The sequence below is a fragment of the Lactiplantibacillus xiangfangensis genome, assembly GCF_001438845.1.
GTDB lineage: Bacteria > Bacillota > Bacilli > Lactobacillales > Lactobacillaceae > Lactiplantibacillus > Lactiplantibacillus xiangfangensis.
Map to the genome: position 1 here is coordinate 1 of NZ_JQCL01000059.1, position 22,774 is coordinate 22,774.

Annotated in this window: 25 protein-coding genes and 1 pseudogene; 22 read left to right on the forward strand and 4 right to left on the reverse strand. The window is 45.4% G+C overall.

Going from position 1 to position 22,774, the window contains the following annotated elements:
- Positions 1–53: 53 nt before the first annotated feature.
- Together IV64_RS07235 and IV64_RS07240 are read left to right on the forward strand one after the other, a co-directional pair.
- Positions 54–860 (forward strand): annotated as a pseudogene (locus IV64_RS07235) (ABC transporter ATP-binding protein); the annotation flags it as partial.
- Positions 860–2,647 carry an ABC transporter ATP-binding protein gene (locus IV64_RS07240; RefSeq protein WP_057706608.1) on the forward strand — a complete coding sequence of 596 codons (1,788 nt, stop codon included), beginning with the start codon at positions 860–862 and terminating at the stop codon, positions 2,645–2,647. The pseudogene IV64_RS07235 and the gene IV64_RS07240, both read left to right, overlap by 1 nt.
- A gap of 244 nt (positions 2,648–2,891) precedes the next feature.
- Here the strand turns inward: IV64_RS07240 and IV64_RS07245 are convergent, their stop codons facing one another.
- Complete coding sequence (locus tag IV64_RS07245; protein WP_057706609.1) at positions 2,892–3,296, reverse strand: hypothetical protein; 405 nt, start codon at positions 3,294–3,296, stop codon at positions 2,892–2,894.
- A 573-nt stretch (positions 3,297–3,869) separates the two neighbouring features.
- Between IV64_RS07245 and IV64_RS07250 the strand changes: the two genes are divergently transcribed.
- From IV64_RS07250 to IV64_RS07265, 4 genes are all read left to right on the forward strand, one after another.
- On the forward strand, positions 3,870–5,018 hold the full coding sequence (locus IV64_RS07250; protein WP_083491600.1) for an RNA-guided endonuclease InsQ/TnpB family protein: 1,149 nt from the start codon (positions 3,870–3,872) through the stop codon (positions 5,016–5,018).
- Between the two features lie 204 nt (positions 5,019–5,222).
- Entirely contained in the window at positions 5,223–6,089 is an 867-nt protein-coding gene (locus IV64_RS07255) for a DUF3737 family protein (protein ID WP_057706611.1), read from the forward strand.
- Positions 6,079–7,251, forward strand: a complete 1,173-nt coding sequence (locus tag IV64_RS07260) for a MalY/PatB family protein (protein ID WP_057706612.1) — start codon at positions 6,079–6,081, stop codon at positions 7,249–7,251. The genes IV64_RS07255 and IV64_RS07260 overlap by 11 nt, the downstream gene beginning before the upstream one ends.
- Positions 7,252–7,344: 93 nt before the next feature.
- Positions 7,345–7,938 carry an NADPH-dependent F420 reductase gene (locus IV64_RS07265; protein ID WP_057706613.1) on the forward strand — a complete coding sequence of 198 codons (594 nt, stop codon included), beginning with the start codon at positions 7,345–7,347 and terminating at the stop codon, positions 7,936–7,938.
- A gap of 114 nt (positions 7,939–8,052) precedes the next feature.
- Here IV64_RS07265 and IV64_RS07270 read toward each other — a convergent pair whose 3' ends face one another.
- Positions 8,053–8,736 (reverse strand): YjjG family noncanonical pyrimidine nucleotidase, encoded by a 684-nt coding sequence (locus tag IV64_RS07270; RefSeq protein WP_057706614.1) that lies wholly within the window; start codon positions 8,734–8,736, stop codon positions 8,053–8,055.
- 100 nt (positions 8,737–8,836) lie between these two features.
- Between IV64_RS07270 and IV64_RS07275 the strand changes: the two genes are divergently transcribed.
- From IV64_RS07275 to IV64_RS07310, 9 genes are all read left to right on the forward strand, one after another.
- Positions 8,837–9,406: a sugar O-acetyltransferase gene (locus tag IV64_RS07275; protein WP_057706615.1), complete on the forward strand. Its 570-nt coding sequence runs from the start codon at positions 8,837–8,839 to the stop codon at positions 9,404–9,406.
- A 75-nt stretch (positions 9,407–9,481) separates the two neighbouring features.
- Entirely contained in the window at positions 9,482–9,925 is a 444-nt protein-coding gene (locus tag IV64_RS07280) for a universal stress protein (protein WP_057706616.1), read from the forward strand.
- A 99-nt stretch (positions 9,926–10,024) separates the two neighbouring features.
- Positions 10,025–10,657, forward strand: a complete 633-nt coding sequence (locus IV64_RS07285) for a histidine phosphatase family protein (RefSeq protein ID WP_057706617.1) — start codon at positions 10,025–10,027, stop codon at positions 10,655–10,657.
- 127 nt (positions 10,658–10,784) lie between these two features.
- Positions 10,785–11,090 (forward strand): hypothetical protein, encoded by a 306-nt coding sequence (locus IV64_RS07290; protein ID WP_057706618.1) that lies wholly within the window; start codon positions 10,785–10,787, stop codon positions 11,088–11,090.
- 26 nt (positions 11,091–11,116) lie between these two features.
- Positions 11,117–11,374: a hypothetical protein gene (locus IV64_RS07295; RefSeq protein ID WP_057706619.1), complete on the forward strand. Its 258-nt coding sequence runs from the start codon at positions 11,117–11,119 to the stop codon at positions 11,372–11,374.
- A complete protein-coding gene (locus tag IV64_RS07300) occupies positions 11,371–11,823 on the forward strand; it encodes a GNAT family N-acetyltransferase (protein ID WP_057706620.1) in 453 nt (150 codons plus the stop codon). The genes IV64_RS07295 and IV64_RS07300 overlap by 4 nt, the downstream gene beginning before the upstream one ends.
- Positions 11,824–11,837: 14 nt before the next feature.
- Positions 11,838–12,305: a hypothetical protein gene (locus IV64_RS07305; protein ID WP_057706621.1), complete on the forward strand. Its 468-nt coding sequence runs from the start codon at positions 11,838–11,840 to the stop codon at positions 12,303–12,305.
- Between the two features lie 732 nt (positions 12,306–13,037).
- Positions 13,038–13,268, forward strand: coding sequence for a bacteriocin-type signal sequence (locus IV64_RS14345; protein ID WP_157061093.1), 231 nt, complete (start codon positions 13,038–13,040; stop codon positions 13,266–13,268).
- 211 nt (positions 13,269–13,479) lie between these two features.
- The gene (locus IV64_RS07310; RefSeq protein WP_162261260.1) at positions 13,480–13,845 is read left to right on the forward strand and encodes a PedC/BrcD family bacteriocin maturation disulfide isomerase; all 366 of its coding nucleotides are present in this window, start codon (positions 13,480–13,482) and stop codon (positions 13,843–13,845) included.
- A 448-nt stretch (positions 13,846–14,293) separates the two neighbouring features.
- Here the strand turns inward: IV64_RS07310 and lepB are convergent, their stop codons facing one another.
- Positions 14,294–14,911, reverse strand: coding sequence for a signal peptidase I (lepB, locus tag IV64_RS07320; RefSeq protein ID WP_057706624.1), 618 nt, complete (start codon positions 14,909–14,911; stop codon positions 14,294–14,296).
- Positions 14,912–15,110: 199 nt separating this feature from the next.
- Between lepB and IV64_RS07325 the strand changes: the two genes are divergently transcribed.
- From IV64_RS07325 to IV64_RS07340, 4 genes are all read left to right on the forward strand, one after another.
- Positions 15,111–15,722 carry a sugar O-acetyltransferase gene (locus IV64_RS07325; protein ID WP_057706625.1) on the forward strand — a complete coding sequence of 204 codons (612 nt, stop codon included), beginning with the start codon at positions 15,111–15,113 and terminating at the stop codon, positions 15,720–15,722.
- A 191-nt stretch (positions 15,723–15,913) separates the two neighbouring features.
- The gene (locus tag IV64_RS07330) at positions 15,914–16,615 is read left to right on the forward strand and encodes an ABC transporter ATP-binding protein (protein WP_057706626.1); all 702 of its coding nucleotides are present in this window, start codon (positions 15,914–15,916) and stop codon (positions 16,613–16,615) included.
- Between the two features lie 10 nt (positions 16,616–16,625).
- Positions 16,626–19,202, forward strand: coding sequence for an ABC transporter permease (locus tag IV64_RS07335; RefSeq protein ID WP_057706627.1), 2,577 nt, complete (start codon positions 16,626–16,628; stop codon positions 19,200–19,202).
- A gap of 100 nt (positions 19,203–19,302) precedes the next feature.
- A complete protein-coding gene (locus IV64_RS07340; RefSeq protein WP_057706628.1) occupies positions 19,303–20,538 on the forward strand; it encodes an ArgE/DapE family deacylase in 1,236 nt (411 codons plus the stop codon).
- A gap of 57 nt (positions 20,539–20,595) precedes the next feature.
- Here the strand turns inward: IV64_RS07340 and IV64_RS07345 are convergent, their stop codons facing one another.
- A complete protein-coding gene (locus IV64_RS07345) occupies positions 20,596–21,030 on the reverse strand; it encodes a MerR family transcriptional regulator (protein WP_057706629.1) in 435 nt (144 codons plus the stop codon).
- A gap of 154 nt (positions 21,031–21,184) precedes the next feature.
- Here IV64_RS07345 and IV64_RS07350 point away from each other — a divergent pair, with 154 nt between their 5' ends.
- The 3 genes from IV64_RS07350 to IV64_RS07360 are packed head-to-tail and all read left to right on the forward strand — an operon-like array spanning position 21,185 to position 22,675.
- A complete protein-coding gene (locus tag IV64_RS07350) occupies positions 21,185–21,586 on the forward strand; it encodes a cupin domain-containing protein (RefSeq protein WP_057706630.1) in 402 nt (133 codons plus the stop codon).
- Positions 21,587–21,599: 13 nt separating this feature from the next.
- A complete protein-coding gene (locus tag IV64_RS07355; protein ID WP_057706631.1) occupies positions 21,600–21,920 on the forward strand; it encodes a carboxymuconolactone decarboxylase family protein in 321 nt (106 codons plus the stop codon).
- A gap of 11 nt (positions 21,921–21,931) precedes the next feature.
- Positions 21,932–22,675, forward strand: a complete 744-nt coding sequence (locus tag IV64_RS07360) for an SDR family oxidoreductase (RefSeq protein ID WP_057706632.1) — start codon at positions 21,932–21,934, stop codon at positions 22,673–22,675.
- Positions 22,676–22,774: the final 99 nt, after the last annotated feature.

Sequence of the window (22,774 nt, forward strand, 5' to 3'; positions counted from 1 at the left end):
ATGGCCTTTTTGGTCCAATTATTTAAGTGGTGCACTTGAATTGTAAATCAGGCAACCAAAAAAGTGCCATTATTGATTCGCGTAACGGTCGTGAACAGCGGCCCCACGGTGATTTACATTATCAAATAAAGCAATTTAATTATCCTAATGACGCCGGTACGAGTTTGAGCGACGTCCAATTTGACTTAAAAGCGGGCCAAACCCTTGGCATCGTTGGACGCGTCGGCGCTGGTAAATCGACGATCATGAAGTTGATCCTCCGTGAATTCGATAATTATGATGGTCAGATTGTTTACGGTGGTGACGATATTAAACAGTATGCGTTGGATAGCTATTTACCCGCAATCGGCTACGTGCCACAGGACAGTTTCTTATTCTCCAATACGATTCGTGAAAACATTCGGTTTGCGGACCCCACGGTGCCTCAAACCGTTGTCGAAAGTGTTGCGGCCAAGAGTGATTTAAGTGGTCAGATTGCCAACATGCCAGCGGGTTACGATACCCAAGTCGGTGAAGAAGGAATTTCACTTTCTGGTGGGCAACGGCAACGCTTGGCGATTGCGCGGGCATTGTTAATTAACCCTGAACTGCTGATTTTGGATGACGCTTTGTCCGCCGTTGATGCGGAAACTGAGTCTGAAATTCTAGCTAACTTGAAAGCCGAACGGGCGGACAAGACGACGATTATCGCTGCGCACCGATTGAGTTCGGTGATGAACGCTGATGAGATCATCGTTCTCGATGCGGGCCACGTTGTTGAACGTGGGACGCATAGTGAGTTAATGACGCAACACGGTTGGTACCAGAAAATGTTTGAACGGCAACAATTGGAAACTAAAGTGGAAGGGGCGGTGCAATAATGGCGGCACGAGAATCAGTTTGGGCGCGCAGTATGCCCGTAAAAGAACAGCTGACCGTTATTCGGCGCTTATTGCCGTATGCGAAGCCGTTTAAATGGTTCTTCATCGGAGCCATTATCCTTTCAGGATTAGTCAGTGTTGTTAACATCTACTTACCAAAAGTTTTGCAGACCTTTATTGACCGTTATTTACGGACGGGTCACGCGACGATTACGGTGATGTGGTACTTTGCCGGGCTCTACTTCTTTGGGATGCTCGTGCGTGCGCTGATGCAATTTATCCAAAATTATACGAGCACGATGGGTGCTGAATACATGTTGGAAAACGTGCGGCGGCAGATGTTCAAAAAGTTACACCGCATGGGGATGCGCTATTTTGACCAAGTTCCCGGTGGGTCCATCTTGTCACGGCTGACCAACGATACGATGTCGTTTTCTAACTTTTGGGCCCTTTTTAATACGTTGTTTACCGCCTTCTTTGCGGTGATCTCGTCGTTCATTGCCATGTATTTGACGGACCGTCAGATTGCATTGTGGTTATTGATTTTTATGCCGTTTCTAGGCGTGACGGTTTGGTATTATCAACGTTATAGTTCGAAGGTCTATCGCCGCATGCGTGAACGATTGAGTGAACTAAACACGAAATTAAGTGAAGCCATTACGGGAATTAGCGTCATTCAACAATTTCGGCAGGAACACCGGATTAACGGTGAATTCGATCATACTAACGATGCGTATTTCCGGACGCGTCAAGCGATGATTCGAACCAACTCCTTACTTTTAAGTCCGTTAATTGACCTATTTTACGCGTTAGGAACCGTGATGGTTTTGGGTATCTTCGGGGTCCGGGGCTTAAATGGCTACGTGGCTGCTGGGGTGGTTTACGCGTTTATTACGTACCTCAATAACTTCTATAATCCCATGACGCAAATGATGGATAACCTGTCTGACTTTCAAGACGGGGTCGTTGCTGGTTCCCGGGTCTTACGGGTCATGGACGATCAAACGATTGCCCCAGCACAGCACGCTGATCCGACTGCGAAGATTACGCGGGGAAAGATTGAATTCAAACACGTGACCTTTGCGTATGACGGTGAACATCCCGTCTTAAAAGACGCCTCGTTTGTCGCTGAACCGGGTCAGACGGTTGCCTTGGTTGGACAGACTGGGAGCGGTAAAACATCGACTATCAACGTTTTAATGCGCTTCTATGAATTTCAATCGGGCGAGGTCTTGATTGATGACCGTGACATTCGGGACTATCCGGCGGCGGAATTACGCCAAAAGATGGGCTTGGTCTTGCAGGAGCCATTCATGTTTTACGGGGACATTAATTCTAATATCCGGATGTTTAACAACGAAATTTCGGATGAACAGGTTCGAGCAGCTGCTAAGTTTGTGAAGGCCGATGATTTTATTAATGATCTACCTGAAAACTATGAATCCCGGGTCATTGAACGGGGCGCTAGTTATTCGTCTGGTCAACGTCAACTGATTTCCTTTGCCCGGACGATCGTCACGGATCCTAAGATCTTAATCTTGGATGAAGCGACGGCTAATGTTGATACCGAGACGGAGGAAATGATCCAGACGGGACTTAGTCGTATTCAAAAGGACCGCACAACGATTGCCATTGCGCACCGGTTATCCACCATTCAGAACGCTGATTTGATTCTGGTCTTAAACCAGGGCCAGATCGTGGAACGGGGAACCAACGACGAGTTATTAGCACAGCGTGGGTACTACTACGATATGATTCAGTTGCAAAATTCTGCACACGTTAAGTAGCCTGTGGTAAGCTAAATTAAAACAACTTGGAGTGGTTCGGATGCGACGGAAAATTTCAGTATTAGTTGTGCTTTTAACGTGGACGTGGTCCGTGTTAAAGCTGTTTGTGCAGTGGCACCATGCATATCACCAAGTGCCACGCAAAATTAAAATTAAAATCAAGTTTAAATAGTTATTCTGATTAACCTAATAGACTGCCAGCTAAAGTAGCAATCATTGCTATTTTGGCTGGCAGTCTATTGATTTAAGCCGGTTGAAATAAGTATAGTAGTCCGCCCGTCATTAAGCTGTTCATTAAAGCAAAAATGGCCACTAGGCTGGCACGGGCACTATCGGTGGTTGGAAGTAATCCCGCGGTCAAGCTGGCAATTCGAATGACGGCAATCAGCCAGAGCACGAGTGACCCCAACAGTAACCAGTAGCAAAGTCGGCGCCACCAGTTGAGTGTCAGTGGCGGGACGGGGTGTTGCGAACTTTTAAATTGGGCGAGACCCAGAATTAGAAGTAGCGTCAGATTGAGGATTGCGGGTGGCCCCTTTGGCAGTAAGCAGGCGTTACCGAGTGTACCAAGGAGGGCTAACGGCAAGAAACGTTGTAGCGTTGCGCGTGAGAAAAATAACTGTGCAAATGAGCAATCGATAATAATCACCTACTTAATGGTCCTTTTGGTTCATATTTTAGCAAGCTGATTCGTAAATGGTATTGGACGGAACTTGATTGATAAAACGAATAAACTAAGGGTAACTAGTACCGATGAATTCAGTAAGTGTGTGAACATCGTTGATTAGACAAGCAGACTTTTTGGCCCGGTGAAGCCACAATTATTTATTTAAATAAATATAAAAATAATGCAAAAAAGGGCTTGCCTTCGACCAACACGAAGCGACTAAAGTAAAGATACACGCTGAAACAAAATCGTCGTTTTAAACAAGGGAGGAAGTAATCATTAACTAAAACATAGAACAATGTAGAAAGGAATACCAAGTTCCCCACAGAGAGTAAATATGGAGGTGGCAATCTTGGTAATGATTAAATCTAGTAATAATCCATCATAGTTCGTATGCTGTAAAAAGTGAAAATTCGCGTTGCGTATTGCCCAACTAAGTCAGTCTTATTTATACCAAAGAAGTTATTCTCAATGATCAAATCACTGACATCAATAGTGGCCTAAATTATAATGAAAAGTGAAAAGACAACACTAATTTGGGTGGTGATGATGCTGATGATTCGAACACAAAAAGTAAGACTTTATCCCAATCGTCATATTAAAAAGGTGCTCGATAGCCTTTGTGATTATCGGCGATACTGCTGGAATGAGGGATTGGCTACTTGGAATGACATGTATGATTTATATACACTTGATTCCAATAGTCCCCGTCCTAGTACTTACTCAGTTCGAAATGAATTAGTTGCTAATAAAGCTGATTGGCAGTATGAGTTATCAGCACGTACCTTGCAGTTAGCGATTACTGATTTGGGGAATGCTTGGAAGAATTTTTTTGATAAAGCGCAACCTGACTGGGGCAAACCAACATTTAAGTCGAAAAAGGCTGCTCGGCAAGGCTTTAAAACTGACCGAGCTAAAATTGTCGCTGGTAAGCTTCGATTGGATAAGCCACGTGGCGTTAAGGATTGGTATGACATCAGGATTAGCAAGCATGCTGATTTGTCAGGCGTGCTAAAGGTGATCAGTATTTATCGTGAAAATGGGAAATACTGGGCCAGCCTTCCCTTTGAAGTTGAACTTGATGTTAAGCCAAAAGCTGGTGATAATTCAGCCGTTGACGTGAACGTTGGTCATTTGAATTACACGGCTGGCGTCATTAATACCTTGCCGAAACGGTTACGTAAACTATATCAGCGGATCAAATTCTACCAAAGGCAGTTAGCTCATAAGCGAGTTGTGAATGGTAATAAAGCAACTAAAGGCAGTCGTTACATTGCAATGAGAGCCAAATTGCAACGTAATTATCGCAAAGTTGCCAATATCCAACACGACATCATGCAAAAATTTACGACGGACCTCGTCAATGATTACGATAAAATTGTGATTGAAGACCTATCCGTCAAAGTTATGCAGATGAGTCACGTTGCTTCTAAAGGTTTGCAACGGTCAATGTTTGGCTATTTCCGGCAGACACTAACTTATAAGTGTGACTGGTACGGTAAGGCGTTGATTTTTGCAGATAGCCAATACCCTTCAACACAGCGCTGTTCAAAGTGTGGTCATATCAAAGTTGGGGACGATAAAATCACGTTACAAGGCAATGCAGTGCATCAAACTAAGCATAGTGAATATGTTTGTTATAGCTGTGGCACAAAACTGAACCGTGATGAAAATGCCGTTGCCAATTTACTAGCTTTAATCTAAAAAATAATAATTTAACGGGGCTGGCTAAAGTCCTTAAGCTGTCATAGTTGGTCAATGCGATTACTCCCTAGTGGAATATCGGAACACCGGCGTTATAACGGTAGCAAGCAAAAATCAAGAAAGGAAATATGCAACCTTTCTAAATGTAGAAATCAGTAATGTTTTTCTACATTTCTCCATATTTTGCATAGCAGCCAGATTTAAATGAAAAAAATTAACCAACAATATTTAACTGGGGAACGCGCCTTATTTAAGGCCCGTGATCTCCAAATTAATAACAGTACGTTTGCTGACGGTGAATCACCGTTAAAAGAAAGTCGTAATATCAACTTGGACCAGTCAATTTTTAAGTGGAAGTACCCGTTATGGTATAGCGAACACGTTAACGTGACACATTCAATCTTTGAAGAAATGTCACGTTCCGGAATTTGGTATACCAAGGATATTTCAATTGAAAACAGCACGTTACAAGCGCCTAAGCTGTTTCGGCGGGCTAGTCAAATTAAATTAAATCACGTGCACTTCTCACATGCCGAAGAAACGTTGTGGAACTGTACTGACATTGAGATGCAAGACGTTCAGGCTGCCGGCGATTACTTTGGGATGAACAGCCAGAATATTAATGTCGACGGTTTTAACCTGGTTGGTAACTACGCTTTTGACGGCGCCAAGAACGTGGAGATTCACAACGCCACGTTGATGACTAAGGACGCTTTATGGAACTGTGAAAACGTAACGGTTTATGATTCTCAAATCATTGGGGAATACTTAGGCTGGAATTCTAAAAATATTCGCTTTGTCAACTGTACAATTGAAAGCGACCAAGGGCTGTGCTACATGGATCACGTGACGTTGGAAAACTGTACGTTGCTTAACACGGACCTCGCCTTTGAATATTGCAGTAACATCGATGCCGATGTGATTTCGACCATCGATAGTGTCAAGAATCCAATCAGTGGTAAGATTCACGCGCAAGGTATTCAACAGATCATTGTGGATGACCCTGAAATTGACGCGACTAAGACGATTATCAGTGTTGACCAGGAAAGTCAGGCCCGCCATGCCGTATGATTTTGAAACTGTGATTAATCGGCGCCACACGAATTCCGTCAAGTGGGACGTTGGCCCTAATGAACTTCCCATGTGGGTGGCGGACATGGACTTTGCGACGGCGCCCGCCATTACCGCTGCACTAACCAAACGGGCCCAGTTTGGCCTGTTTGGCTATGAGGAAGTTCCCACGGCGTATTACCAAGCGGTAGCTGATTGGTGGGCCAATGAACACCACTTCCGGCCGCAATTAGACTGGCTGATGTTTTGTACCGGTGTGGTGCCGGCCATTTCATCGATCGTTCGTAAGATGACCGCGCCCGGAGATAATATCTTGGTGCAAGCGCCAGTCTATAATATTTTTTACCATTCAATTGAAAATAATGGTCGGCACACGTTAGCAAGTAACCTTGTCTATAAAGCTGGGCAGTACCAGATTGACTGGGCTGACTTGGAGCATAAGCTGGCGGAACCTTTGACGACGATGATGATTCTTTGTAATCCTCAAAATCCAATTGGCATCGTCTGGTCACGGGCCACGCTACAAAGAATTGGTGAGTTGGCATTGAAGCACCACGTGTTGATCGTAGCAGATGAAATTCACTGCGACTTGACGTTGAACGGCAACGAGTACGTGCCATTTTCGTCACTATCTGACGAAGTGGCCGCTAACAGTATCAGTTGCGTGTCGCCAAGCAAAACGTTTAACGTGGCGGCCTTACACGCAGCGACGTTAATTATTCCTGATGAAAACGTGCGGGCGCTAGTAAGGCGAGGCATCAACAATGATGAGTTGGCCGAACCGAACTCGTTTGCCATCCCGGGAAGTATCGCGGCCTATACGCAGGGTCAAGACTGGGTCCACGCCCTCCGAGAAAAATTGGCGGCTAACCAGCGCCAAGTGCAACAATTTATGGCAGGGGTGCCCCAGGTGACTGTACTTGAAGCACAGGCGACATACTTAATCTGGTTAGACGTTAGCCGGATTACGTCCGATAGCGCGAAGTTGGCGCAAGTGATTCGGGCAAAAACTGGGTTGTTCTTGTCAGCTGGGGATGTTTACCGTGGCGATGGGAATCGTTTCTTGCGGATGAACATTGCTTGTCCAACTGCGGAATTGACCGATGGCTTAGCCCGGTTAAAACGAGGCATTGAAGGCTACTTAGTCGATAATAAGGGTTAGTTGAAAAAAGCGTATGCGCTCATCAGCGTGTACGCTTTTTGAGTGCATTCAAGTTTAAAAATCGGTATGATGGTTTTGAGGCAGGTGATTAGTATGGAAATTGGAATTATTGGTGCGGGGACGGTCGGTACCGTTTTAGCGAAGACGTTTGCGCGCGGTGGACACCAAGTGATGCTTAGTCGGCACAGTGGTCCGGCCAGCTTGGCACCGCGGCGGCAAGCCTTTGCGGATAACGTCAGTTTTGTAGAGGTCACAGCGGCATTACAGCAACCACTAGTTGTTATTGCGGTGCCATTTGAACAGGCGCCAACCGTTTTACAGCAGGTCACTGATTACCAACAACGGATCGTGGTCGACGTGACGAATCAGTTTACGGCGGACTTCAAAAAGATTAAGACGGCCCCGTTAACGGGGAGTGAAGTGATAGCTAAGTCGGCCAATAACGCTCGGGTGATCAAAGCCTTTAATACGTTGCCACCCGAATTTATGGATGGACACGTCGACGGTGTGGGCCGGCGGGTCTTGTTTTACGCGGGAGACGACGTCGCGGCTAAAAAGGAATTCGCAGCCTTAGTTCGGCCGTTGAATTTTCGGCCGGTTAACCTAGGTAAATTACGTCACGGTGGCAGCGTCATGCAAGTCGGTGGCGGTCTCGGCAATACTCACTTTGTGCAGATTGATGAGTAAGATGAGCCTAATCAAGAAGGGCTCTATGAAACTAGAACTAAATTAAAATCACTGTTCAGAAATACACCGTATTTCTGAACAGTGATTTTTCTATTATTATGGTCAAAACATAGCTTATTTACTAAGCAGTAACTGCTGTAACTGGTCAAAGTTAGTGACGGTAGCGGTGGGGTGGACGTCACTAAGGTTAGCAAGATGATGCGGATTGAACCAGATGCTGGGGAGGCCAACGTTGGCTGCACCCGCAATGTCTGACGCTAAGCTGTCACCAACCATCACGGTGTTTTTGGGTGACAGGTCGGGATACATTGCAAAAATGGCATCGAAGAAGCGCCGGTCCGGCTTGGCAAACCCCACTGTTTCTGAAATGAAGACGTGGTCGAATTGGTTAGCTAATCCAGAACCAACTAGTCGCTTTATTTGGGTGTCTTGAACACCGTTAGTTCCAATGAGTAACACCAGTCCGGCGGCCCTTAACTTTGTCAGCATGGGGGCAACGCCAGGTAAGACCTGAAAGCCTTGGCCCAGTAGGTCATTGTACTGGTGCTGAACTTTGGGTCCGTCAACGGTAATGCCTAGTTTGGCAAACACAATTTTAAAGCGCTGGTCTAGTAATTGGTCGCGGTTGGCGCCGTGTTCAATTTGCTGCCAGACTTGTTGATTATGTGCGAGGTAAATCCGTTTAGCAACGGCTAAGTCGGGCACGTGGTAACGAGTTAGAATGGTTGTTAAACTCGCCTGTTCAGCCGCTTGAAAGTCTAATAGCGTATCATCCAAGTCAAAGATAACGTATTTCACTACAGCCCACCACCTTAATCATGATAGGGCCATCATACAGCAAATCTTGTGAGTGTGTTATGCTTAAACTATCAACTATTAAAGGAAGTTTAATTAAAAAATGGAAATCGATAACGATCCGGCGTACCAACAGATGATCAACGGCGAACTTTACATGGAATCACCAATTTTACAACGGCGGCGACGGGAAGTCCGGACTAAAATTATGCAGTATAACCAGATTGCTGATAGCGATGAACGAAACACGAAGATGAAAACATTGTTACGTTCAGTGGGTGACCGTTTTTTTGTAGAGCCAACCTTTGAATTTAGCTACGGTGTCAACATTACGATTGGTAATCATTTCTATGCGAACCACGGGGTCACGATTTGTGACGAAGGTCTGGTCAAGATCGGAAATGATTGTAAGTTTGGCCCTAAAGTTGGTTTGTATACGCCACAACACCCACTTGATCCAACGGTGCGGCGTACGGAAGCCGAACGAACAGCGCCAATTACAATCGGTAACGATGTTTGGATCGGGGGGAGTGCGATTATTCTTCCCGGCGTAACATTAGGTAACAACGTGATTGTGGGTGCCGGCGCGGTTGTCACGCATTCTTTCCCAGATAACGTGATCGTTGTCGGAAATCCGGCCCGGGTTTTAAAGGAAAATAAACCGAACGCCTAAATTGACAACTGGCTATGAAACAGTGAGAATAAAGATGAAATCTGTCTAAATTTTCCAGATGAGGAGTGGATTAATATGTCAGATATGAGTCCCAAGGAATTTAAACATATTTTAGTTGGGGTCGATGACTCCGACGATGCTCAGATGGCCTTTCGGTATGCCATCAACCGTGCCAAAACGGACGGTGCTAAGTTGACCATTGTGTCAATTTTGGAGCAACAAAATATGAACGTGTACGAGGCAATGAGTAAGGACTTTATCCATGGTCAGCGTAAAGACTTGGAAGAGCACGTTGTGGAGTATCAAAAGTTAGCGCAGGAATTTGGGGTTAAAGACGTTAACGTTGTCGTTGACGAAGGTGACCCTGGTGAAACCATCGTTAAGGATATCATTCCAGCGATTAAGCCTGATCTATTAGTAATTGGCTCCGTTTCAAAGCAAGGGGTCCGAAAGTATTTCGGTTCACAAGCGGCCTACATGGCTAAGAACGCACCAATTTCGGTGTTAGTGATTCGCTAATCAGGACGTCATTAATTTAAATAAAAAAGCGAGTGGCCCCGTGGTCGCTCGCTTTTGTGCTAAAATGATTGAATAATCTAAAACTAAACGGAGAATACCATGAAATCAATCAACTTACATTTGGTCGTTGCGGGGACGACGTACTTTAATCAATTGGACCGGTTCCAAGGATGGAGTGGCACCCCATTAACGGCCGCGGGTCAACACGCAAGCTCAACCGTCGGCCAACAGTTGACGGACGTTCATTTTGATACGGCGTTTGCTAATGATACGAGTCGGAGTGTTCAGACTGGCCAAGCGGTACTCAAAGCAGCAATTAATGGTGTCGAGCTACAACTTCTTAGTGCGTTACGGGCACCGTTTTTTGGTGGCTTTGAAGGCTTAAATCGGGCCGATGTCTGGTCGGGATTTGCAACCAAGTTGGGTTATAGTAGCTTGGAAGCTTTTGCTGCGGATCAAACGCCTGGTGAATTACAGACGTTACTGCATGACCATGATAGTGAAGGGTTGGCTGAAAGTGGTATGGAGTTTTGGGAACGATATAGCCAGGGCTTAAAGGCCGTTTGGACCGCCACACCGGATCACGGAAACGCACTTTTAATCTTGGACGAGTCCGTTTTACGTGATTTGTGGTACCGTGCGACTGGCGAACAAGCGCACCGAGCCACTCTGGCGCCCAGCCAATATGTCCACATGACCTTTGATGGGGATAACTTGGCTTTGGTAGATTAAAAGTTATGCACAGTGGATAACGAGTGAAAACGTTATCCACAAGGCGTTTATCCCCATGCTTGCGATGGTGTGAAAAATGCGCTAATGTGGATTTGAATTAAAATTAACTAACTAGGAGTTTTTAAAGATGCAAGTAAACGTAGTAACGAGTGTTGTAGCGGGCCAAGAGACAGTTAAGACCGCTGACGTACAGGCTTTTATGGATGCTTTAAGTGAGCAAGCGGGTAAGAACTTTACGTTTGTCATGGATACGGATTACGGTCAAAGTTTGACGGATCACAGTGCGGATGTCTACTTGGTTTACTTTGGTTCACAAGCAAACTTATCCCCAGAACAACGGGCCCAAATGATTATCTACTATTCTGATGAAGATGTGCATAACTTGGATACCCACCGGTTTGTGGATATGTTACAACAACTAGATAAGAAATAAACGGATTTGTGTTAGGAAGTGTGCACATGCAGTTATTAATTTTGGGACTCATTGCCATTGGCTTATTTGCTTTAGAAGAATTCGTATTTACGGCGAGTCGGTACTTTTGGGTAGGCGGCATTGTGCCCATCCTGTGGACCCTCTTTTTGGCGTACCTCGTAGTTATGAATGCGGCTAACTTGGATGTTCGCGACTATACGCTGGCAATTATCGCTGTTATTATTCCCTACGTTTGTTGGGGCAATGGGTATCAGCGGGGCGTTAACCGGCGGGCAAAACGTTGATTAGCGCGGTTAAAGCGGACCAGCTCCCGCGTGAATTATTGTTATCAGCTGATCCGGATTGGTCAATTGTCCAAAAGTATTTGGAACATGCGGCCTGTTATGTCGAATGGGTAGACGATCAGATTGTCGGTCTGATCGTGTTAACATCGCGGGATGGAACAACGGATGAAGTGCAAAACTTGGCAGTTGCGCCGAGTTATCAACACCGGGGGATTGCAAAACGCTTGTTGGCGTTTGCGATTCAGCGTTGTCGCCAAGATAAGACCTGCCAGGCGCTCTGGGTTGGAACGGGAAACTCATCTTTACGGCAGTTAGCGCTCTATCAACACGCTGGTTTTGAGATGCAGGCAGTGTTGGTGGACTATTTTGTGGATAACTATCCAGAGCCCATCTACGAAAACGGCTTGCAGTGCAAAAGTATGGTGCGACTGTGCATAAAAACTAATTAGGAAGTGAAGAATCGATGTGGCGAGCAGGAAACTTAATCAGTAGTTGGTTTTACGGCGCAATTGCGGTCTTTATGATCATGTTCTTTACGGCTCACCAGACCGTTAACCGGATTATTTTACAATTTAACCCGCTGGTGATCTACAGTATCATCTGTGCGTTGATTCTTTTTCCGATTGTTAAATACCGGTGGCCAAAGGTTTTTCAGGTCTGGCATAAGAAGCCGACGCCCCCATCGACGCGACCGGATGATGATCAGGTTATTCAAGACTCTGGTCGGCCGTGGTCGGTGGCGGCTAAGCGGACTAAGCCCAAGCCCGTACCGAGTGCGTTAACACCACAAGTGGAAGCCAAGAGTGACTTTATGGACGGCTTCATCAACTTCTTCAAAAATATTTTGATGGCCTTGATCTTGGTGCCGCTGAGCCCGTTTGTGTGTGGCTTTTTCTGGGTTCAAGACCGGCGAACGGGTGACCGCCATTAAACGGCAGCGTCAGGTCAGTCACTGGCTAGTGCCTATTATGATGGGGATAGTTATTGCTGGAATGGCGTGGGTTAGCCCGAACCAGTGGGGCCAATTCACTATTTTGCTGGTAGGGTTAATCTTGGTGGATCAGTGCCGGCCAGGCCGAGCGCTGAATAGCTTAGTTATCCACTTATTGACGAAGTAAATAAAAGTTATCAACTGTGGATAAATCAGTATGTGGGTTTTCAACAGACCATGTGGTGATAACTGTGACTAAAAAGGCTCTTTGTCAACTTTTCTAAAGTAAGAGGTATTAAGATTGTGACGCGAATCTCGATACCTCTTTTACTATACCCAAATTGAGGATTAGGTAGTTAACATCAGTGGAATAAAAATAAATTGGCCCATCAATACGTAGTGAAAAGTTAGATTTAGAATGTGTGTGTTTAAAATCGGACTTAGAAAATGAATGGATCTGCGCTATTGTTACCTTTGTTTAGTAATGTCCAGTTTGTCAAGATCTCAGAGACGCTTCATGTTTTCTTTCAATTGCTGGGTAAGGCTATCGAATCAAAATGTAGATCACTCAGGATGTAGATATTGGTTTTCCCGTCACTCATTATTTACACCTCGGTTAGAAAATATTTGCTTAAATATACTCTAGTGGTGGTGTAAAAGAGATGGTAAATTACCTAACAAAGTCTGAATTAAATAATCAGTATAAGTTGGACTGTGCGAGAATATTTTTTGTTGTCTGGAGAACGAGGATATATACTGACCACAAGTAAAGGTAAAGAAACGATTGTTATGTCAAATGTGTTCAAAGTGGTTGAGCCAACTGAATTAGATTCCATTTCAGCAGGATTAGGCCCATTAGATGATGACTTAGAGAGCGGAGAGATTGGCTATGATATTAGATGCATGATTGCTAATTCCAGCTGGATGAAAAAGCTCTGGCATACTAATCAAGATGTTTGCTAAATACTAAAGATAATTCAAAGGGGCCTGTGTTATTTGAACACCGGTCCCTTTATATCAAAGATTAATTAAGTATGGGGTGATAACGTGAAAAGTAAACAATTATTTTTCTTAGTGCTGGCAACGGTTTCAATGTTTATTTCTTTATTATCACCAGTGAAAATTGCGTTTGCGGATACAGTAACTAAGTAATCCAGCAAATATTGAAACAACTGTGACAACAATTACCGAAGATCAGTACTTATCTAATATTAAAGGTGTAAAGTACCTTTCTGCTTCAGCGTATTTGGATATGCTGAAAAATGGACAGAAGTTTGTTTTGTTTATCGGTTTCAAAGAATGTCCATATTGTAGGAAATTTTCAACGACTTTAAATGCTTATCTAAAAAATCCAACTACACAAATATACTATTTAGATTTAGACCAGTTTGATAACGATAGTATGCAGAATCTATTTGATCAGGTAATAACTGATAGCGGATTGCAGTATACTCCAACAGTGGAAAAAATTAATCAGGGTGTCATCGTTAATAAGCTGGTTGGTTCTACAATTACTTTAAGTCAATTAAGATCACTTTAGTAAATGGAAGATAGAAAGTGTTTAATTATGGAAAAAGAATATTATAAAACAACTAAGTACCAAATTGGTTTATTCTTTGGAGGAATACTGTTGATAACAATATCCTCAATAACAGCTAGTATCATTGCTGTTGCACTTCTTTGTTTGGTTTCGATGAATATGTTAACGTTACATTTTATCGTGTTTAAAACGACTCGAAATAAAAACAAGCTTAACAACCTAGACTTCATAGTTCAGATTTTGTTATTTTTGTTTTCAGTTGCAAAATTTGTTGTATTGACCAGCTGACTGAATCATAGTAATTAAGCGCTTGGCCTTTTTGAGGGTTAAAGATTATGAGCGTCTTTAACGTCTCTGTGGTTGAGCGCTTTAACATATTCTAGAGCCGGATAATTTAAGTATAACAAACCCGCAAGTCAAAATGGCTTGCGGGTTTATTGGTTATACATTATGGTTGGAAGCTGTTAATGTACTGCTTCCGGTTTTGCCAAGGCCAAGCCTTAACGACACCAATCATTTTACTTTGTGGGACGAGTCCCCAGTAACGGCTATCGTTGGAGACGCTGCGGTGATCCCCCATGACGAAATAGTAACCCTTAGGGACCTTATTTGTCGTAACGGACTTCTTCCAGCCCTGATCGTGACTCAGACTGTCGAGTGTCCAGCCGGTCACCTTACTGTGGCTGTTAGGCATGAAGGAACCGGTCGTTTGTTGTGACTGGTTCTTCAAGTAGGTCTGCTTGACTAGCTTATTGTTGACGTACAGTTGACCGCTACTGGTATAACGGACGGAATCGCCGGGCATCCCGATGACCCGCTTTACGTAAACGGCGTTTTTAACGGTTTGATCTGGATCTAAGTTGTACGCATCAAAGACGACAACTGATCCAGCTTTAATCTTGCTTGTCTTGAAGGCGACGACGCGTTCGTTATTCTGAAGGTTAGGTTGCATTGATGTCCCGTCAACCTTGACCATCGTAAACCAGAATTGACGAATCAGGAATGCGAGTAATAACCCGATGGCAATCGGTACGACCCAACTCATGATTGTTTTAAATGTTTTCACGGTTTTATCTCCCTTAAATATGTGTATAACTCCTATTATAAACGATGGCTCCCATTTGGCGAGCTAAAAAAAGCTTAAAAGTTAGTTATAGTTAAGAAAATGGGCGTGATTGATTTTAGAAATGGCTGTAATTGGTATTGTAATCGGTCCCATTATTTGGTTAACTAGGGCGGTAAACTAAATTAGGATGGTGATTAAAATGAAATCACAAAAAGAACGCATGTTAGCGGGTGAGTTGTACGTTGCCCAAGATGAAGAATTAGGTCGTGAAAATAAACGGGCCAAGCGGTTAACACGTTTGTTTAACCAATCAACTGAGGAACAGCAAGAAGAACGGCAACGCTTATTAAACGCCATGTTTAAGCAATTTGGTGCTGGGGGTTACGTCGAACCACCGTTTCATACCGATTACGGGACCAATACGGTTATTGGCAAAAACTTTTACGCCAACTATGACGCCATCTTTGTAGATTGTGGCCCCATCACGATTGGGGATAACGTCTTTATGGGTCCCCGCGTGGGTTTGTACACGGCGGGTCACCCCATTGATGCGGGAATTCGAGCGGAGCAGTTGGAATATGGAAAAGGAATTACGATTGGCGACGACGTTTGGTTTGGCGGTAACGTCGTCGTGAATCCCGGTGTCACCATCGGTAGTAACGTGGTCATTGGGTCTGGCTCAATTGTGACCCACGATATTCCCGATAACGTGGTGGCGGTTGGCAATCCTTGCCGGGTCTTGCGTCCCATTACGCAACAAGACCACGACGAATGGGCTAAACAGAAAGCCGCTTATTACGCGGATCGGTAGGACAAAAATGCTGCTCGGAAGGTTCTGAGTGGCATTTTTTGTATACGGGAGGTTGGTCGCCACGTTTTTAAGCGGCTAAGAACCGGATTAGGACGTTTGCAAGTTTGCTTAGTTTAATAGTGTAAACTTAACCGTCTGGATGAAAAGTGGGGTATCATAAAGTGTAAGCGAATACATCAGGAGGTGCGGGGATGGCCTATATTGAAGTTATTAACGAAACACGTACGTTTAAAAATGGCGAGCAGCAGACGGTTGCGAACGCGGATATCTCGTTTGAGGTTGCTAGGGGAAGCGTTGTGACGATCCTAGGTCCTAGTGGTGCCGGCAAGTCAACGCTGCTGAACATTCTAGGTGGCATGGATAGCCCAACGAGCGGGCAAGTGCTGGTGGACGGGACCGACATTGCCCAATTGTCGGCCCGGCAGTTGACGACTTACCGGCGCCAAGACGTCGGCTTTGTTTTTCAATTTTATAACTTAGTCCCGAACTTAACGGCCCGGGAAAATGTTGAACTGGCGTCACAGATTACTAAGGGCGCGTTGGACGTTGACCAGACGTTAGCGCTAGTCGGACTGACTGAACGGGCCCGGAATTTTCCCGCCCAGTTGTCAGGTGGGGAACAACAGCGGGTTGCCATTGCGCGGGCCGTTGCCAAGCAACCTAAATTGTTGCTGTGTGATGAGCCGACCGGTGCGCTGGATTATCAAACGGGGAAACAAGTTTTGCAGGTGATTCAAGACGCTGCCCGTAAAACGCAAACAACGGTCATTATCGTGACCCATAATAGTGCGATTGCGCAGATGGGGGACCAGGTAATTCGGATCAATGATGCCCGGGTCCAGTCAGTCCAGCATAATGCACACCCGACGCCGCTAGCCGAAATCGAATGGTAGGTGGGAAGCAATGACAACCGCATACTTAAAGACAATTTTGCGCGAAATCTGGTCATCTAAGGCCAGATTCGCTTCAATACTATTGATCATTTTCCTTGGCGTCGCTTTTTATACGGGGATTCGGGCGACCGGTCCCGATATGTCGCAGGCTGCTAAGGACTATTACCACCAGCAGCGACTGGCGACTAATAGTGTCCAATCCACGATGGGGCTGACAAAACACGATACGCGGGCTTTAGCGCAGCACCAGAGTCAGATTATCACCCAACCCGTTAAGTATTTAGATGTCAATCAACTTAATAATAACCGGGTCGTGCGGGTCACTGAATTACCTAAGACCCAGCAACTGAATCAGCTGCGGGTGGTTGCGGGGCGATTACCCAAGGCGGCTAACGAGATCGTTTTGGACAACCAAGCCCGGCAATTACAACCGAAACTCAAAGTTGGGACCACTTATCGAATTGTGAGCACGAAGGCACTGAATAAAAAGTTGACCCGGCAGACGTTTAAGATTGTTGGCTTTGTAAATTCGCCGACCTACGTTGAAAATGCAAGTCGTGGGGTGACGAACGTCGGTAAGGGGACCTTGGACTATCTTGTGTACGTTCAACCGAAAACGTTGAAACAGTCCGTTTACAGTAGGATTGATGTTCAGTTTAAGAACCTCACCAACGTCACGCCGTATTCGGCACGGTATCGGCGGTTGAACCGGCAAAATACAGCTACGCTGAAACGCTGGTTAAAGCCCCAAGCTAAAAAACGACAGGCGGCTTTAAGGGCGTCAGCGAGCCGCAAATTAGTACCGCTGCAAACGGCGGTCACTGGTCTGCAGGCCCAACTGCCAGCCAATGCGCCGCAATTAGTGGCGTTACAGGGCAAGTTAAAAGCGGCCCAAGCCCAGGTTGCGGCAATTAAGGCACCGACCTATTTATACAGCGACCGTAATGATAACCCGGGTTATACCGAGTACCATGAAAATACGCAGCGGGTGGTCGCGTTATCCACAGTCTTTCCACTGTTCTTCATTGCGATTGCCGCGTTAATTTGTTTAACAACGATGACGCGAATGGTTGAGGAACTCCGGTTACAGATGGGAACCTTGAAAGCGTTAGGGTACAGCAATACCGCAATTGGCAGTGAATTTCTGATTTACGGGGGTCTTGCCGCGTTGATTGGGACCGTCCTCGGAGTGGCCTTCGGGGTTAACTTCTTCCCACGGTTCATTGCACAGGCGTACGGCAGTATGTATAATTTACCGGCTATTCACGTCCAATATCTCTGGACCGACATCTGGGTGGCGTTGGCGATTGCGTTACTCTGCACGTTAGGAACAGCGCTCGTCGTTTTGCGGGTCGATCTTCGCAGCAACCCGACGCAATTACTTCAACCGAAGGCCCCTAAAGCGGGACAAACGTTGTGGCTAGAACGTTGGCAAGGGTTATGGCGGCGACTAAGCTTTAACCATAAAATTACGTTACGGAACCTCTTCCGTTATAAACAACGACTGTTGATGACCGTGTTAGGCATCGCCGGTTGTATGGCGATGATGATTACGGGATTCGGGTTGAAAGATTCGATTGGCGATATCAGTACGAAACAGTTCAATGAACTATGGCATTATGACGCGGTCGTCACGCGGAGTGGGAACGAAACGTCAGCGCAGCGGCGCGCCTTGGCAAAATCGAACTTGTACCGGGCCGACCTGAAATTATTATCGAAACAGGTGACCATTCAAAAGAGCGGTGTCGCGGAGCAAACGGCCACGTTGGGCGTTCCCGCACAAACTGCGCAATTACAAAAATTTGTCGTTCTGCGCAACCGGAAGAGTCAGCGTGCGGACCATTTGAACGCGACGGGGGCGGTTATTGATGAAAAATTGGCGAAACTCTATCACGTTAAAGTGGGTGACAGGTTAAACGTTAAGTTGGCTGGACAAGCTGCCAAGCCAGTTAAAATCAGTGCCATTGCGGAAAATTACGTCAATCACTTTGTATACTTGAGTCCAGCTGCTTACCGGCATACGTTTGGCAAACGGCCGGTGTATAACGCAAATCTGGTTCAGTTTAACCGGGCAAGCGAACAACGAGCCAATGGGTACGCTGATCAACTCTTAAAGCACGCGGGAATCCTAAACGTCACGTTAATGAGTACTGAAAAGAAGACGAACTTTAAGATGCTCGATAGTATGAATTTAGTCGTTTTGATCTTTGTTATTTCAGCGGGCGCCCTGGCATTAGTTGTGCTCTACAACTTGACGAATATTAACGTGTCGGAACGGATTCGAGAACTTTCGACCATCAAAGTCTTGGGTTTCTACGACGGGGAAGTCACGATGTATATCTTTCGTGAAAATTTGATTCTCACGTTACTGGGAATCTTCTTCGGGTGTTTCTTAGGCGACTGGCTCCACGCCTACATTTTGCAAACCGCGGAGACGAACGCCTTAATGTTGTCACCGGATATTCACCCGCTGAGTTACGTTTATTCAGGCCTGTTGACCTTAGCATTTAGTTTGCTGGTCATGGTGTTAATGCACTGGAAGTTGAAACGGGTCAATATGTTAGACGCGTTAAAGTCCGTTGATTAGGTTAATTGGCTTGAACAACCGGTGTAAAAGTGCTGTAATTTAGGTAGAACGATTAAATTGATTATATCAGTTTATACAGAATGCTAATGGGGATGAAGATATGGATGAAACAGAGCAAGCATTAACGGACATTGTGAAAATGAATACGGTGAACGACCATGAAGAATTGGTTGCTAATTACTTACAAAAGCTATTTGCAGACCATGGAATCGAGTCTAAATTAGTGACGTACTCGCCAAGACGCGTGAGCTTAGTTGCGGACATTGGTGACGGTAATGGGCCCTTAGTTGGGTTCGATGGTCATGAGGATACGGTTGCCTTGGGTGATGCCAGCAAGTGGGCGACCGATTCGTTATCCGCAACGATCAAGGACGGCCACTTGTATGGTCGGGGCGCCACGGACATGAAAGCTGGTTTGATGGCCGGTGCCTTCGCATTCATTCATCTGCATGACCAGGCCGTACCGCTCCACGGAACGTTGCGTTTTATGGCAACGGTTGGGGAAGAAAATGGCCATTTAGGTGCGGACCAGTTAGTTGAAATGGGCTATGCTGATGGCATGCAAAGTGTGATCGTTGGTGAACCAAGTGGCGCGGATAAACGGCTACTCGGCCAAAAGCAGATCCAAGCCATGCTTGGCATCGATGCCGCAACGGCTGAAAAGATGGCCGCAGCTAATCCGACGGGCGAACAACACTTTATCGAGTTAGCGCATAAAGGGTCGTTGACGTACACGATTCATTCTCAAGGGGTCGCGGCACACAGTTCCATGCCGGAATTAGGTAAAAACGCAATCGAGGCGTTACTGACCTTCTATCAGAAGCAGGCCGATTATTTCAAGCAGCATACGGCAGCGGTCAACCCGGTACTAGGGCCAACCGTACCCGTCGTTACGTTGATTAACGGTGGCGAACAAATTAACACCGTACCAGCGAGTGCTGAGATGGGCGTTAAGATTCGGACGATTCCCGAACTTCGTAACGATAAGATCATTGCGGATGTGCAGGCCATCATTGATGAATGCAATGCGAATGGGGCACAGTTGTCCATGGACATCTCCAGCAGCTTCTATCCGGTACACACACCGGAAGACGCGCCACTGATTAAGTCCGTAAAAGCAATTGGTGAAGCCGTACTTGAACAACGGTTACCATATTTTGGGGCTCCTGGTGGCACGGATGCTTCTTCATACATTGTTAAAAATGACAAGATGCAGATCGTTGTCTTTGGCCCGGGAAACATTACCGCGCATCAAGTGAACGAATACGTGGATTTGGATATGTACCACCGGTTTATTAAGTTATATGAACAATTAATGACCGAATTATTGGCCTAACGTTTAAAAAGGCGCTACTCAGAAGTTTCTGAGCAGTGCCTTTTTAAACGTTAGATTTTACTCCTGATGACCAAAGCGTTGCAGGTAGTTGGCAAAGTCTTCGTGGTCCTGAGTGACGCCGGCTTCCTTTTCTTCGTACCAATTGATTTTATCGTTCAAAATTTGCAGGTGGTGTTGGACTTCCGTAAATTGAACCAAAAAATCAGCTTTAACTTGTTTTAACAGTTCCAAACGTTGCGGAATTGTTTGATCCCCAGCGGCCCGCCAGACGACGTACTGTTTGAGTTCGCTAATACTCATGCCGGTTCCTTTGAGGTGTAGTAAAAATTTGACCCAGTTGACGTCAGCGGCTTCATAATAGCGCCGGCCATTAGCTAGTCGGTGTGGTTCAATCAAACCTTCATTTTCATAGTAGCGTAGCGTGGGTGCGCTGAGACCAACGGCTTTGGCGAAGTCGCCAATTGAGTAACGAACTTCCGTGACAGTTGCCATACTAAAACCTGCTTTCTTAAAGTTACTTTAACAATGATAATAGCACAAAAGCTTATTTTAACAAATTTGAACTTTTATATTGACTTAAAGTTCACTTTAAGTTGTAATCTTAATTCATCGATTAGAAATTCAGTTATTTAAAGGAGTGCTAAAAATGGAAAAAGAAGCAAAAAGTGGCGTATTTGGTTTAGGTGAAAAGAACGTAGCTTATCAAAAATATTTTATCGGTCAAAGTTATTTGAATAGTTTAGCTGGTGGGGATGACATTGACGTGAATGTCGCCAACGTTACCTTTGAACCAGGATGCCGCAATAACTGGCATATTCATCACGATGGCTATCAAATTTTATTAGTTACCGGTGGCGAAGGCTGGTACCAAGAAGCTGGGAAACCCGCACGCTTGTTACACGCTGGGGATGCAGTGACGATCCACGAAGGCGTTAAACACTGGCACGGTGCGACTAAGGATAGCTGGTTTAGTCACGTGGCGATTACGAAGGGTACGAGTGAATGGTGCGAACCCGTTGACGATGAAGCATACGCAAAATTAGGTTAAGGAGAAATCAATTATGGCTGAAAAGCAAACTGCAGGTCGCGATAACTTGGGACAATTAGCACCCAAGTTTGCGGAACTAAATGACGACGTCTTATTCGGTGAAGTGTGGTCGCGTGAATCCAAATTAAACTTACGTGATCGGAGCATGATCACGATTGCGAGCCTGATGACGAGTGGTAGTTTTCCGCAGTTAAAAGCCCATTTCCAAATGGGAAAGGCGCACGGAATTACTAAGGATGAAGCGGTTGAAATTGTGACCCACCTTGCCTTTTACGCGGGTTGGCCTAAAGCTTGGTCCGCAATGGCGTTAATCAAAGAAGTATACGGAGAGTAGGGAGAAAATTAGTGACAGTCAAAGATAAAGTAATTGTGATTACCGGTGCCTCGTCTGGCATTGGTGAAACGACTGCAAAATTATTAGCCAAGCACGGTGCAAAAGTTGTTTTGGGTGCACGGCGCGCGACACGTTTACAGGCCGTGGTCGATGACATCCAAGCCGATGGTGGTCAGGCAGTCTACCAAGTAACTGACGTGACTAAACCAGCGGAAGTGCAACAACTCGTTCAACTCGCCCAAGATAAATTCGGTGGCTTGGACGTGATTTTCAATAATGCGGGTATCATGCCAACGTCTCCAATTAGTGCGTTGCACACGGATGAGTGGAATCAGATGATCGACATTAATCTCAAAGGGGTCCTGAATGGCGTTGCGGCCGTAATGCCAATTTTCACTGCCCAAAAGCACGGTCAGATTATCACCACTTCTTCAGTAGCTGGTATTAAGAGTTTTGCTGGTGCAGGGGTCTACGGTGCCACCAAGTTTGCGGTTCGAAACTTGATGGAAGTTATTCGGATGGAAAGTGCCCAAGAAGGGACTAATATCCGGACGGTCAGCTTATACCCAGCAGCCATCAATACTGAATTGCTACACACAATCACGGATAAAACGGCTAAACGTGATATGGACGCTTTTTATCAACAAGTCGGCATTGAACCATCGGCGGTCGCAAACGTCGTGAACTTTGCCATTGATCAGCCAGAAGATGTCAACGTTAATGAATTCACGATTTACCCAACTAAACAGGCTTAAATCAATAAAAAACGGGTGGCAAAACTAGTCCAGTGAAGTGACTAATTTTGGCTCTAGAATATTGGGTGTTGATGGATTTCCATCAACACCCAATTTTTG

Coding starts and splice junctions, on each gene's coding strand:
- IV64_RS07240 (WP_057706608.1), top strand. CDS start 860: ATGGCGGCACGAGAATCAGTTTGGGCGCGCAGTATGCCCGTAAAAGAA.
- IV64_RS07355 (WP_057706631.1), top strand. CDS start 21,600: ATGGCTGAAAAGCAAACTGCAGGTCGCGATAACTTGGGACAATTAGCA.
- IV64_RS07350 (WP_057706630.1), top strand. CDS start 21,185: ATGGAAAAAGAAGCAAAAAGTGGCGTATTTGGTTTAGGTGAAAAGAAC.
- IV64_RS07285 (WP_057706617.1), top strand. CDS start 10,025: ATGAAATCAATCAACTTACATTTGGTCGTTGCGGGGACGACGTACTTT.
- IV64_RS07265 (WP_057706613.1), top strand. CDS start 7,345: ATGGAAATTGGAATTATTGGTGCGGGGACGGTCGGTACCGTTTTAGCG.
- IV64_RS07290 (WP_057706618.1), top strand. CDS start 10,785: ATGCAAGTAAACGTAGTAACGAGTGTTGTAGCGGGCCAAGAGACAGTT.
- IV64_RS07255 (WP_057706611.1), top strand. CDS start 5,223: ATGAAAAAAATTAACCAACAATATTTAACTGGGGAACGCGCCTTATTT.
- IV64_RS07340 (WP_057706628.1), top strand. CDS start 19,303: ATGGATGAAACAGAGCAAGCATTAACGGACATTGTGAAAATGAATACG.
- IV64_RS07295 (WP_057706619.1), top strand. CDS start 11,117: ATGCAGTTATTAATTTTGGGACTCATTGCCATTGGCTTATTTGCTTTA.
- IV64_RS07335 (WP_057706627.1), top strand. CDS start 16,626: ATGACAACCGCATACTTAAAGACAATTTTGCGCGAAATCTGGTCATCT.
- IV64_RS07280 (WP_057706616.1), top strand. CDS start 9,482: ATGTCAGATATGAGTCCCAAGGAATTTAAACATATTTTAGTTGGGGTC.
- IV64_RS07250 (WP_083491600.1), top strand. CDS start 3,870: ATGATTCGAACACAAAAAGTAAGACTTTATCCCAATCGTCATATTAAA.
- IV64_RS07345 (WP_057706629.1), bottom strand. CDS start 21,030: ATGGCAACTGTCACGGAAGTTCGTTACTCAATTGGCGACTTCGCCAAA.
- IV64_RS07305 (WP_057706621.1), top strand. CDS start 11,838: ATGTGGCGAGCAGGAAACTTAATCAGTAGTTGGTTTTACGGCGCAATT.
- IV64_RS07275 (WP_057706615.1), top strand. CDS start 8,837: ATGGAAATCGATAACGATCCGGCGTACCAACAGATGATCAACGGCGAA.
- IV64_RS07330 (WP_057706626.1), top strand. CDS start 15,914: ATGGCCTATATTGAAGTTATTAACGAAACACGTACGTTTAAAAATGGC.
- IV64_RS07260 (WP_057706612.1), top strand. CDS start 6,079: ATGCCGTATGATTTTGAAACTGTGATTAATCGGCGCCACACGAATTCC.
- IV64_RS07325 (WP_057706625.1), top strand. CDS start 15,111: ATGAAATCACAAAAAGAACGCATGTTAGCGGGTGAGTTGTACGTTGCC.